The sequence below is a fragment of the Sphingomonas sp. genome, from assembly GCF_031361285.1.
In the GTDB taxonomy this organism is placed as follows: Bacteria; Pseudomonadota; Alphaproteobacteria; order Sphingomonadales; family Sphingomonadaceae; genus Sphingomicrobium.
Genome location: NZ_JANMCO010000036.1, coordinates 138,812 through 151,085 on the forward strand (window position 1 = coordinate 138,812; position 12,274 = coordinate 151,085).

General features: G+C 62.4%; 9 protein-coding genes and 1 tRNA gene. 9 read left to right on the forward strand and 1 reads right to left on the reverse strand.

What is annotated here, in order from left to right; genetic code table 11:
• Positions 1–7 precede the first annotated feature (7 nt).
• The 9 genes from RMO25_RS04120 to recA all read left to right on the forward strand — a co-directional run bounded on the left by RMO25_RS04120 (position 8) and on the right by recA (position 11,000).
• A complete protein-coding gene (locus tag RMO25_RS04120; protein ID WP_309661330.1) occupies positions 8–640 on the forward strand; it encodes a hypothetical protein in 633 nt (210 codons plus the stop codon).
• A gap of 299 nt (positions 641–939) precedes the next feature.
• A tRNA-Leu gene (locus tag RMO25_RS04125) sits at positions 940–1,024 on the forward strand.
• A gap of 49 nt (positions 1,025–1,073) precedes the next feature.
• Entirely contained in the window at positions 1,074–2,618 is a 1,545-nt protein-coding gene (gene tig, locus RMO25_RS04130; protein WP_309661331.1) for a trigger factor, read from the forward strand.
• Positions 2,619–2,756: 138 nt separating this feature from the next.
• The gene (locus RMO25_RS04135; RefSeq protein ID WP_309661332.1) at positions 2,757–3,776 is read left to right on the forward strand and encodes a cupin domain-containing protein; all 1,020 of its coding nucleotides are present in this window, start codon (positions 2,757–2,759) and stop codon (positions 3,774–3,776) included.
• Entirely contained in the window at positions 3,773–4,717 is a 945-nt protein-coding gene (locus tag RMO25_RS04140) for a glycosyltransferase family 2 protein (RefSeq protein WP_309661333.1), read from the forward strand. The genes RMO25_RS04135 and RMO25_RS04140 overlap by 4 nt, the downstream gene beginning before the upstream one ends.
• A 127-nt stretch (positions 4,718–4,844) precedes the next feature.
• Positions 4,845–7,697, forward strand: a complete 2,853-nt coding sequence (locus RMO25_RS04145) for a TonB-dependent receptor (protein ID WP_309661334.1) — start codon at positions 4,845–4,847, stop codon at positions 7,695–7,697.
• 126 nt (positions 7,698–7,823) lie between these two features.
• The gene (locus RMO25_RS04150; protein ID WP_309661370.1) at positions 7,824–8,477 is read left to right on the forward strand and encodes an ATP-dependent Clp protease proteolytic subunit; all 654 of its coding nucleotides are present in this window, start codon (positions 7,824–7,826) and stop codon (positions 8,475–8,477) included.
• A gap of 19 nt (positions 8,478–8,496) precedes the next feature.
• Positions 8,497–9,774, forward strand: a complete 1,278-nt coding sequence (locus RMO25_RS04155; protein ID WP_309661335.1) for an amidohydrolase family protein — start codon at positions 8,497–8,499, stop codon at positions 9,772–9,774.
• A 134-nt stretch (positions 9,775–9,908) separates the two neighbouring features.
• Complete coding sequence (gene recA, locus RMO25_RS04160) at positions 9,909–11,000, forward strand: recombinase RecA (RefSeq protein WP_309661336.1); 1,092 nt, start codon at positions 9,909–9,911, stop codon at positions 10,998–11,000.
• On the opposite strand, the gene RMO25_RS04165 is transcribed toward recA, so the two are convergent.
• Entirely contained in the window at positions 10,997–12,274 is a 1,278-nt protein-coding gene (locus RMO25_RS04165; protein ID WP_309661337.1) for a multidrug effflux MFS transporter, read from the reverse strand. The two genes, recA and RMO25_RS04165, sit on opposite strands and share 4 nt — an antisense overlap.

Here is a 12,274-nt window from a genome sequence, read left to right on the forward strand (position 1 = left end):
TGAGCCAATGACGCGCAATGCGAACCTGTTGATTGCCGCCGCCGCGCTCGCCCTGACCGGCTGTTCGTCGCTAGGTGCCGGTGAAGGGTTTGGGAGCGATTATTATTCGCTGGTCCGGGTTGGGGACAGAGCCGTCGGCGACGGCTCGATGATTGTCGCTGCACCGCGGCCGTGGAACCGCACCCGGAAATTGTTCATCTTCGACGATGTCCGCTGGGTCGAGGACTGGACGCTCAATGGCCCGCTGCTCGACGGCATGAGCTTCGTCGCCGGGCTGCCGAACGGCAAATATTTGATTCGCCAGAGCAGGCGCGAAGACCGGCAGGTGCCCGGGTTTCGTTCGGACATGTCGGCACCCGAATTCACCGCGATGCTCGAAAGCCTGTACCGGGTGCGGGGCGGCGCCGTCGATTTTCGAACGACCTCGCTGCAGCCACGTGGCTTCCTCGGTGCCAACGGATTCCAGTTCGACTTCGAGCATCTCGATTCGGACGAATTATGGCGCCGCGGCCGCGTGGTGGGCGCAGTCGTCAACGGTAAGCTCTACCTAATCCTATTCGACGCTGCTCGATCGCATTATTTCGGCAGCGCCGTCGGCGATTTCGAAGCGATGGCCACGTCCGCGCGGTTGCGGCGCTAAATCAGGAAATTTCTCCCACCGGAGAGATCGGGGTAGGCGATGGTTCGGTTCCCGGATGCGATGGCGACGGGACATCGATGTCCGGGGTGGTCGGCGGGTTTTCATTCGGCGCTTCGCTCGGTTGGCCCGGCGGTGAAGGCTGGCCGGGCATTGGCGGTTCGGGGGTGGTTGGCGGTTGTTGCATGACGGGCTGCTCCTTTTCGTAGGAACGCCCGCCCTATGCTGGAGGTTGCTTATCCCGGTCGCGCTTGCCCCGGAGCCTATCCTTGCTATAGGCCGCGCACCTTCGAAGGGCCCGCGCGCGCGTGGCGGAATTGGTAGACGCGGCAGGTTTAGGTCCTGTTGTCGAAAGACGTGGGGGTTCGAGTCCCTCCGTGCGCACCATTTCGCCAGGCAAGGGCGAATAAATAATTGAACGGACTGAACATTGACCATGAAAACCGTCGAGACGGAAAACCAGGGCCTCAAGCGGGCCTTCATGCTGACCATTGCCGCCAAGGACATTGAGGCGCGCGTCGACCAGGAAGTGCGCCGACTTGCGCCGCAGGTCCGCATGCCCGGCTTTCGCCCCGGTAAGGTGCCGGCCAATTTGATCCGCAAAATGCACGGCGATGAGCTCCAGCGCGATGCCTTGAGTGGGGCGGTGCAGGATGGTGTGCAGCAATTGCTCGAGGAGCAGAAATTGCGACCGGCGCTGCAGCCCGAAGTTGTGCTGGACGAGCAATATGAACCCGGCAAGGATGCTGAGGTCCGGGTCAGTCTTGAAGCGCTGCCGGATGTGCCGGCGCCGCAGATCGACGGCCTGACGCTCGAGCGATTGACGGTCGAGGTCGACGAAACCCAGGTCGATGATCAGCTCCAGACCCTGGCGAGCTCCAACAAGAGCTGGAGCGACGCGCCCAAGAAGCACCTCGCGCGGCTTGGCGATTTGGTGGTGATTGATTTCGCCGGTTCGGCCAAGGGCGAGCTGTTCGAAGGCGGCACGGGCGAGGACATGTCGGTCGAATTGGGCTCGGGCCAGTTGATCCCCGGGTTCGAGGACGGGCTGGTGGGCGCCAAGACCGGCGACAAGCGCGACGTCAAAGTGACGTTTCCCGCCGATTATCCGTCCGACAAGCTCAAGGGCGCGGCCGCGACCTTCGCCGTCACCGTGAAGGCGGTGAAGACCGCCGGCGAGGCCAAGGTTGACGAAGCCTTCGCCAAATCGCTTGGCCTCAAGGACCTCGACCAGCTGCGCGGCCTAATCCGCGACCAGCAGCAGCAGGAATTGAACGGGCTGACCCGCACACACATGAAGCGGCGACTGCTCGACCAGCTGGCCGCCAACCATGACTTCCAGGTGCCGCAATCGATGGTCGATGCCGAATATGAGAATATCCTGCAGCAGCTTCGCCACGAGGCCAGCCATGAGGCCGATCCCAAGGCTGCTTTGGCCGAAATCGACAAGGACGCCGCGGAATATCGGGATATTGCCGAGCGCCGGGTGCGCCTTGGCCTGCTGCTGTCGGAAATCGGCCAGGCCAATGGCGTCGAGGTCAACGAGCAGGAGATGAACCGGCTGATCGGGCAAGCGGCCTCGCAATATCAGGGCAAGGATCGCGAGCGCTTTATCCAATATGTCCAGCAGGAGCCGATGGCCGCTGCCCAGTTGCGGGCGCCTTTGTACGAGGACAAGGTCGTCGATTTCCTGTTTTCGAAAGCCAAGGTGAGCGAGCGCACCGCCAGCCGCGCCGAGCTCGAGGCCGATCTCGAAAGCGAAGAGGGCCACGTCCACGGTCCCGGCTGCGGCCACGACCATGTCAAGCCGGCCAAGACAGCCAAGGCCAAGAAGACGACAGCCAAGCCGGCAAAGGCCGAGGCCAAGCCCAAGCCGGCAGCCCCGGCCAAGGGTAAGGTCGTCGAAACCAAGGCCGACGCGCCAAAGTCCGCTAAGCCTGCTGCCAAAAAAACGGCCAAGGCTCCGGCCAAGAAAAAATAATTGTTATGCCGCGAAAGCGGGAATCCATTTTCGATCGCTGGGCGTAGTAAGAAGCGGTCCCCGCATTCGCCGGGATCGGGCTGTGAAGGCAATGCCATGATCGGATCTGCAAGCGAACTCGAGCTAGTCTGCAACGATTTGCATGCAGCGCTTGGCTTTCTGAGCAAGCTGGGGCTGCGGCTGGACGTCATCTATCCGGCGGATCAGCCGCACACGGCAATCCTGACCGATGGGGGCAAGACCGTTCGCCTCACGACGCACCCGGATGCGGGTCCGCCGCCTGGGGATCTACCTGCTTTCCTGCCAGAATTCTCACTCACGCCCGTTGGTGGTTCGTCCAGCGACGGCCGCGCAGGCATGCACTACCGCGACCTTATCCCGAATCGCCTCGGTGGCCATTACATCGCTTCGCACATCACCATATCAGACGGCGGCCCGGTGCCAGACTGGGTCCACTTCCATCGCGTCGCATTTCAAATGATCTATGTTCGCAAGGGCTGGGTTCGCGTCGTCTACGAGGACCAGGGCGAACCCTTCGTCTTGCGGGTTGGCGACATGGTCTTGCAGCCCAGCGAAATTCGGCACCGGGTGCTGGCGAGTTCACCGGGACTGGAAGTTATCGAAATCTCTTGTCCCGCCTTGCACGAAACATTCGCCGACCACGACATGGCCCTGCCAAACGGCCGCGACGCCGGCAGGAAGTTCAGCGGGCAGCGCTTCCTGCGGCACGTCGCGAGCGAAACGCCGTGGATTCCATCACATGGCGGCGAAGCGCAGGAGACCGGCATGGGCGATGCCACGAATGGCCTTGCCGAGGTGCGCACCCTGAGGCCAGGCCTGTCGTCGGGCTTGGCCTTCCCGCCGCACGACGGGGAATTGGTGTTCGGCGTCGTGCTCGAAGGCTCCGCTCGCCTCCACTACGGCGGCATCCATTTGCTGGGCCCGGCGGACGCTTTCGTCATTCCGCCGGGTGAACCCTGGAGCCTCAGCGACGCGTCGGAGAGCTTACGGCTCCTGCAGGTCACGACCGCCCGATCCGGCGGCAAGGAGGAATCACGGGTTGTTCTGGGCGACAACGAGGAATCCACCTTTCTTGAACTGCACGCTAGAAGACGCGGGATGCCCGCCTTCGCGGGGACGACAATGGGGGGTCAATGACCGCGCAATCTCAACCGCGCATCGCCGTTTTGCTGCCGTGCTTCAACGAAGCCGCGACCATCGCCGCGACGGTTGAGGGGTTCCGCGCCGCACTGCCGTCTGCCCAGGTTTACGTCTTCGACAACAACAGCAGCGACAGAACGCGCGAGATCGCCGCGGCCGGCGGCGCAATTGTGCGGTCTGAGCGCCAGCAAGGCAAAGGCCATGTCGTGCGCCGCATGTTCGCCGACGTCGACGCCGATGTGTACCTGATGGCGGACGGCGACCTGACCTATGATCCCAAATCCGCGCAAGCGATGGTCGACCTGCTCCTGGCCGAGCAGCTGGATATGGTGGTTGGCACCCGCAAGCATCAGGAAAAGGACGCCTATCGCGGCGGCCATGTGCTCGGGAACAAGCTGTTTACCGGCATCCTCGCCGGCCTGTTCGGCCGCAGTTTCTCGGATATTTTCTCGGGCTACCGCGTTTTTTCGCGGCGCTTTGTCAAAAGCTTCCCGGTTCTCTCGTCGGGATTCGAGATCGAGACCGAGATCAGCGTCCACGCGCTCGAATTGAGAATGCCGGTGGGCGAGGTGGAGACCGCTTACGGCGCACGCCCCGAGGGTTCGGAATCAAAGCTTTCGACCTATGGTGACGGCTGGCGGATCCTGAAGACAATCGGGACGCTTTATCGGATCGAACGGCCCGTCCTGTTTTTCGGTTTGATCGGGGCGATGCTGTTAATCGCGGCGTTGATCCTCTCCGTGCCGCTAATCCTCACTTACCTCGACACCGGCCTGGTACCGCGCGTTCCGACCGCGATCCTGATCACCGGCATGACGATTATCGCGGTTTTGTGCTTTTTTGCCGGGCTGATCCTCGACACCGTCACCCGCGGCCGCCGCGAAGTTCGCCGGCTCGCCTACCTCGCGCTTCCGGCTCCCGGAGCACCTATACTGTAGACGATTTGCATCACCCGGCAGAGATTGTGACATGTCGGAGACTCAAGGTCTTCCTCCGTAACGATCTCTGCCTTACGCTGCCCCGACTTCGCGGCGATCGTTCGCTGCGCTCACAGGGGGAAAATCTATGAAGCGGGTCGAAATCGCTCTTCGTGCCAGCGCTGCGCTGGCCGCCATCGTCGCCGGATCAACCGGCGCCCAGGCGCAAACCACGCAGCCGCCGGCAGATGTGAATCAGGTCCAGGCAGCGCCCTCGACCGACGCGACCTCCCAGGGTGAAATCGTTATCACCGGATCGCGCATTCGCCGCGATCCGCTGTCGCAGGAACAGCCGATTGTATTCATCGACCAGAAGGACATCGCCAAGACCGGCCTCAACTCGATCAACGACATCCTCCAGCGCCTGCCGAGCAGCGGCGGTGGTATTAACGGCCGCAATAACACTTCGGGCAACGTCGGCAGCCCGCCGGATGGCGGCGGCGTTGGCGCCGGTGCGGCGGAAATTGATCTGCGCTATCTCGGCTCGCGCCGCGTTCTCGTCCTCGTCGACGGCCTGCGCTTCGTCAACGGCGCGTCCGCCAGCGGCGTTCCTGGTTCAACCGATTTGAACGCCATCCCCGCGGCATCGATCGAACGGGTCGAAGTCCTGCAGGACGGCGCGTCGGCGATTTACGGGTCGGATGCGATCGCCGGTGTTGTCAATATCATCACCAAGCGCCGCCAAAAGGGCTTCGACGCATCCGCGCAGCTCGGCGAATATCTCGACGATAGTGACGGCTTCAGCCAGAATTACCAATTGAGTTGGGGCAATGGCGGCGACGGCCCTACCCAGATTGTTATCGGCGGCAATTTCGTCAAATCCAACGGCGTGCTCGCGGGCAATCGCGCCCTGTCGGCGTTCCCTCAGCCATATTCGACCACTTGCCTCGACGGTGGTTGCTCAAGCTATCCGTTGACCGGCCGGTTCGTCACGACGATCGGTGGGGATCAAACGCTAAACAAGCCGGTGCTCGGCACGCCGGTGTATCCGACTGATTTCATGCCTTTTACGACTGCTGATCGGTTTAACTACGGTCCGTTCAACTTCCTCGAAACTCCGAGCAAGCGCTACGGCATCTTTGCTAATTTGACTCAAGAAATTGGGCCGGATACCCATTTCCGGGTCAAGGCGCTGTGGAATCGACGCGAATCGAAGAATCAGGCGGCGTTTCTGCCGCTTGGGATCGGGCCCGATGTCGGCAACGGCAATCTGCTCGACACGATCACTGTGTCGGCGACCAACCCTTTCAATCCATTCGGCGTCGACCTCGTTGCTGGCTCGAATTACAGCCAGATCAAGCGCCGGGTCATCGAGGGCGGCCTTAGGCGGTACAACCAGACCGTGAATACAATTTACGGCGTGGCCACGCTGGACGGAAAGTTTGGCATCGGCAACGGCGAGTGGTTCTGGGACATCAACGGAAGTTATGGCCGCAACAGCGCCAAGCAGACTTTCCTCGGCAATATTAACGCGCAAAAACTTCAGCAGGCGCTCGGCCCGGTTGCCAGTTGCACCGGCGCCTGCGTCCCGTTCAACATCTTTGGAACGCCGGGCTCGATCACCCAGGCGATGCTCGATTTCGTCGGCTTCACCGAACATGATTCGAGCGTCCAGAAGACTTGGGACTTCACCGCCAATATTTCGGGCAATCTGATCGACCTGCCGGGTGGCCCGCTCGGGCTTGCTGCAGGCGTTGAGTACCGTGATCTAACGGGTCGCTTCGATCCGGATCCGATTGTCGCGGCCGGATTTGGCTCCGATATTCCTTCGCAGCCGACCAAGGGCAAATACAATGTCAAGGAGGCCTATGCCGAGCTTAATGCTCCGCTGCTCAAGGACCTCCCTGGCGCCGAGCTGCTTGAGCTTAATGGCGCCGTTCGCTTTTCCGACTATTCAACTTCGGGATCGACCACGACGTTCAAGGCTGGGGTTAACTACAAGCCATTCCACGATCTTCGCTTGCGCGGTTCGTGGGCCGAAGGATTCCGGGCACCGTCGATCGGCGAATTGTTTGGGTCCTTGTCGCGGTTCGACTCGGCGATCGACGATCCCTGTTCAATCCAGAGCTTGCAGGCACGCAGGTTCAATAACGACCCCGCGGTTGCCGCCAATTGCGCCGCGCAAGGCGCCCCGTTGGGCTCTAACACCGCTCCCACCGACCAGCTTTCGGTGATTACCGGCGGTAATCAAAACCTGAAGCCCGAAACATCGAAGAGCTGGGTGATCGGTGGAGTCTACAGCCCGGGCTTCATGTCGGGCTTCTCGATCGAGGCCAATTGGTACGACATCAAGATCAGGGGCGCGATCCAGGCAATCGGTGCCCAGACCACGCTGCTGCGCTGCGTTTACCAGAACGATCCGCTGGCGTGCGGCAGTGTCACGCGCTCGGGCACAGGAAACATCACGGCTATTCAAGGTACACTGCAGAATATTGCCGGGATCCATACCCGCGGCATTGATCTCAACGTCGCCTATCACACCGCCAAGGCATCGTGGGGCCAACTCGGATTGACCTGGAATAATACATTCCTGAACAAGTTCGACGTCACCACGCCGACCGATGCCGGGGTCGCGGTCGAACATCGTGCCGGTACCGAGCTGGGTAGCCCGGCGCAAGGTTATCCGCGGTGGAAGTCAATCGGCTCGATCGATTGGAACGGCAACGCCTTCGGCGCGACCCTTACTGGCCGCTATATCTCGCGCCTGACGGAAACGGGGAACGGCAACTCGCCGCTCAAAGCGACGTTCTATACAGACGGGCAGTTGCGTTGGACGCCGTCGTTCAGAATGCTTGGCGACCTCGGCTTTGCCATTGGCGTCAACAACATGTTCAACATCAAGACGCCGGGCTGCGTCAGCTGCGACATCAATAATATCGATCCGACGACATACGACACGCCGGGCCGCTATTATTACGCCCGCATTGGCGTGAAATACTAAGCCTCATCGGCTCAACAAGGGGGCGGTCCGGCGATGCCGGGCCGCCCCTTATCTTTGGGTTGGCTTGAACCTTTCCGACTTTGCCCCGATGTAGGCGTGACCAACATAAGGGACCCGCGCACCACCATGGACCATCAAGACATCGCTTCGCAGCTCGTGCCGATCGTCATCGAGCAATCCAACCGGGGCGAACGCAGCTTCGACATCTATTCGCGGCTGCTGCGCGAACGGATCATCTTCGTTACCGGCGCTGTCGAGGACCATATGGCCTCGCTGATCACCGCCCAATTGCTCTTTCTCGAGTCCGAAAACCCGAAAAAGGACGTGTTCATGTACATCACTTCGCCAGGCGGCGTGGTCACCGCCGGCCTCGCGATTCATGACACCATGCAATATATCCGCCCGAAAGTCGGCACGGTGTGCATCGGCCAGGCGGCGTCGATGGGCAGTTTCCTGCTCGCCGCCGGTGAGCCGGGGATGCGAGTCGCGCTCGCCAACAGCCGGATCATGGTTCACCAGCCGTCGGGCGGCGCCCAGGGCATGGCCGCGGACATCGAGATCCAGGCGCGCGAAATCCTGCGCATGCGCCAGCGGCTAAACGAGCTGTACGCCAAATATACCGGCCAGAAGATCGGCGACATCGAGAAAGCCATGGACCGCGACAAATTCCTTGAGGCCGACGAGGCCAAGGAATTCGGCATCATCGACGAAGTGTTCGACAAGCGGCCGGAAGGCGGCGAGGGCGACACCACCGGCGCGGCCACGATTACGCCAGTTTAGGCGACAGTCTGGGGGCAGTATGAGGATATTGATCTTTGCGGCGGCGATGGTCGCGGCTGCTCCCGCTTTCGGTCAGGCGCTCGACGTCCACGCCGGTCGGCTGATCGACCCGGCGACCGCGACCGTCCTTACCGACCAGCGCATCCGCATCGTCGATGGCAGAATCGTCTCGGTCGCGCCGTGGCGGGCAAGTGCGAATGACAGCGCTGTGGTCGACTGGTCCGGTTTCACCGTTCTGCCGGGCCTGATCGACCTGCACACCCACCTTGCTGACGGCGCGATTGAGGCCAACGCCAACGACCCGGCCGAACCGTTGAAGCATAGCGAGGCGGCAACCATCCTCGCGGGTGCCGCGGCGGCCCGGACCGAGCTGCGATCGGGCTTCACCACGGTTCGCGACGTCGGCGTCTACCGCGGGCTGACCGATGTCGCATTGCGCGATGCGATCGCAGCTGGCCAGGTTGACGGACCGCGCATGTTCGTCGCCGGCGGCTATATCACCACGCCCGGCGGCGGCGGCGAGATCGACGCGCTCGCTCCGGACATCCCGCTGCCCGAGACGTTTCGCATCGGCGTCGTCCACAATGCGTCCGAAGCGCGCGACCGGGCGCGCTATCTGCTCGACCATGGCGCCGACTTCATCAAGCTCATCGCAACCGGCGCCGTGCTCGCGCTCGGCAGCGAGCCCGGCGCGCTCGAGCTCAGCCCGGAAGAAATGCAGGCGGCGTGCGACGAAGCGAAACTGCGCGGCAGTTACTGCATTGCCCACGCCCACGGCATCGAAGGGATCAAGGCGGCGATCCGCGCCGGCGTGCGCACCGTTGAACATGCCAGCTACCTCGACGCCGAGGGGATCGCCATGGCCAAGGCCAAGGGCGTTTGGCTCGACATGGACATCTACAATGGCGATTACATCAACGACGTCGGCACCAGGCAGGGCTGGCCAGCGGAATATCTGCGTAAGAACATCGAAACCACCGACGTCCAGCGGCGCGGTTTTGCGGCCGCGGTGAAAGCCGGCGCGAAACTGACGTTCGGCACCGATGCCGGAGTTTATCCGTACGGCCTCGGAGCACGGCAGTTCGCCTACATGGTGCGCTACGGGATGACGCCGATGCAGGCGATCCAATCGGCGACCAGCGAAGCGGCCCGGGCGCTGCGCCTGGACGGCAAGGTGGGAAGCCTCGCGCCGGGCGCCTTCGGTGACCTGGTCGCGGTGCGCGGCGATCCGCTCAAGGACGTTGCGGTGCTCGAACATGTCGATGGCGTGATCAAGGATGGCCGACTGATCCGCTAAAGCACGCGTAGTTTATTTTCACAGTCATTTGTTCCCCTATTGTTCTAGCGGAACAAAGAGTATACGAATGACCGATCCACAAGGCGGGGCTTGGCCGCCGCATGGACGCATTATTTGACTGGGAGACAAGGGTCATGGCAGCGCAGCTCAAGGTGGTCGCAACGGAATCGGGCAATATGGACAGGCAGAAGGCGCTCGAAGCAGCGCTCGCGCAAATCGACCGGGCCTTCGGCAAGGGGTCGGCGATGAAGCTCGGCAGCCGCGAGAAGATGGAGATCGAAACGACCTCCACCGGCAGCCTCGGGCTCGACATCGCGCTTGGCGTCGGCGGATTGCCGCGCGGCCGGGTAATCGAGATCTACGGCCCCGAAAGCTCGGGCAAGACGACGCTCGCTTTGCACGCCATCGCCGAGGCCCAGAAATTGGGCGGCAGCGCCGCGTTCGTCGATGCCGAGCATGCGCTCGACCCGTCCTATGCCAAGAAATTGGGCGTCGACATCGATGAGCTGATCGTGTCGCAGCCCGACACCGGCGAACAAGCGCTCGAGATTGTCGACACATTGGTGCGGTCGAACGCGATCGACGTGCTGGTCATCGACTCGGTTGCGGCGCTGGTACCGCGGGCCGAGATTGAGGGCGAGATGGGCGACAGCCATGTCGGCTTGCAGGCGCGGCTGATGAGCCAGTCGCTGCGCAAGCTGACCGGGTCGATCAGCCGCTCGCGCTGCACGGTGATCTTCATCAACCAGCTGCGGATGAAGATTGGCGTGATGTACGGCAATCCGGAGACCACCACCGGCGGCAACGCGCTCAAATTCTACGCCAGCGTGCGCCTCGACATCCGCCGCATCGGCCAAATCAAGGACCGCGACGATATCGTTGGCAACGCCACCCGGGTGAAGGTGGTCAAGAACAAGGTCGCGCCGCCGTTCAAGCAGGTCGAATTCGATATCATGTACGGCGAAGGCATTTCCAAGGTTGGCGAAATTCTCGACCTCGGCGTCAAGGCCGGGCTGGTCGAGAAATCCGGCGCCTGGTTCAGCTACGATTCGATCCGCATTGGCCAGGGCCGTGAGAACGCCAAAATCTACCTCAAAGAGAACCCCGACGTTGCGCAGCGGATCGAGAATGCGATTCGCGGCCGCACCGACGAGGTCGCCGAAGCGCTGATGATCGGCGCCGACGAGCCCGAGGAAACGGGCGGCAACGACCCGATCGACGCCTAGCCGAGATCCTCGGGGATACCCGGCGGATCTTCCGGGTCGCCCGGAACGACCCGCAACCGGGCAAAGAGTTTCTTGGGCTCGGTCAGGACGATCATCGTGAAAGCGGCCACGGCACAGACGGCAACGCCGACCAGGAACGGGGTCGGCGTACCGTCGAACGCCTGGCCAATCCCAAAGCCGAGGATGGCGGCGCCCAAGGTGCTGGTGACGCCTTGGACCGATGCGGCGGTGCCAGCGATCGGCGCCATATGCTCCATCGCCAGGGTGCCAAGGTTCGACGACGTGAAGGCGAAGCAGCACATGGTGAGACTTTGCAGGATGACGAAGCTCAGCAGCGTTTCGTAACCCAGCAGCGCAATCGCCGCGTGGACCAAAGTGACCAGTGTGAACGCGGCGGCCGAGGTATGGCCGACGCGCCTGAGACCATAGCGGCCGACGACGCGCGAATTGAGCCACGAGGCGAGCGCCATCGGCGCCGCGATCGCCGCGAAGACCACGCCGATGTACCCTCCTTCGTGAAAGGCATCGAAAATGATCTGCTGGATCGAGGAAATATAGGCCACCAGGCCGGCAAAGGTGAGGGTCAGCGCAATCGTGTAGCCGCGTGATTGCCGCTCGCGCATCGTCTCGGCGATCGCGCCCGCCATGGCGCGCCAGGCGAGCGAGCGGCGATAGGCCGGGTGCAGCGTTTCGGGCAGTCGCCACGACGTCCACACCAACATGATCAGCGCGTAAACCGCGAGCACCAAGAAGATCGCGCGCCACGAGGCCACCAGCAGAATCGCTTGGCCGATGTTGGGGGCGAGCACCGGCACCAGCATGAAGACCATGAAAACGAGGCTCATGACCCGCGCCATGGCTTCGCCCTCGAACAGGTCGCGGACCATGGCGATGACCAGCACGCGCGTCACCGCGGCCGACGCGCCCATCGCCACCCGGCCCGCGATCAGCAACTCAAAGCTGCCGGCGAAAGCGCACAGCAGGCCGAACATGCCATAAAGTGTGATGCCCGCGGCCAACACCGGCTTGCGCCCGAACCGGTCGGCAAGTGGCCCCCAAATAAGCTGGGTCAACGCGAAGCCGATGAAATATGCGATCACCACCAACTGGCGGTGGTTCTCTTCAGCAACGTTGAGCGATCGGCCGATCGCCGGCAGCGCCGGGATCATCGCGTCGATGGCAAAGGCGTTCAACGCCATCAAGCCGGCGAGCATGACCGTCATTTCGCGCGTTCCGGGGCGCCGGACGCCGTCGTGGGAAGTGGATTCGAACAT

Excerpts from the sequence above, each read along its gene's own strand:
- RMO25_RS04150 (WP_309661370.1), top strand. The coding sequence starts at position 7,824 with ATGGACCATCAAGACATCGCTTCGCAGCTCGTGCCGATCGTCATCGAG.
- RMO25_RS04155 (WP_309661335.1), top strand. The coding sequence starts at position 8,497 with ATGAGGATATTGATCTTTGCGGCGGCGATGGTCGCGGCTGCTCCCGCT.
- tig (WP_309661331.1), top strand. The coding sequence starts at position 1,074 with ATGAAAACCGTCGAGACGGAAAACCAGGGCCTCAAGCGGGCCTTCATG.
- recA (WP_309661336.1), top strand. The coding sequence starts at position 9,909 with ATGGCAGCGCAGCTCAAGGTGGTCGCAACGGAATCGGGCAATATGGAC.
- RMO25_RS04165 (WP_309661337.1), bottom strand. The coding sequence starts at position 12,274 with ATGTTCGAATCCACTTCCCACGACGGCGTCCGGCGCCCCGGAACGCGC.
- RMO25_RS04145 (WP_309661334.1), top strand. The coding sequence starts at position 4,845 with ATGAAGCGGGTCGAAATCGCTCTTCGTGCCAGCGCTGCGCTGGCCGCC.
- RMO25_RS04120 (WP_309661330.1), top strand. The coding sequence starts at position 8 with ATGACGCGCAATGCGAACCTGTTGATTGCCGCCGCCGCGCTCGCCCTG.
- RMO25_RS04140 (WP_309661333.1), top strand. The coding sequence starts at position 3,773 with ATGACCGCGCAATCTCAACCGCGCATCGCCGTTTTGCTGCCGTGCTTC.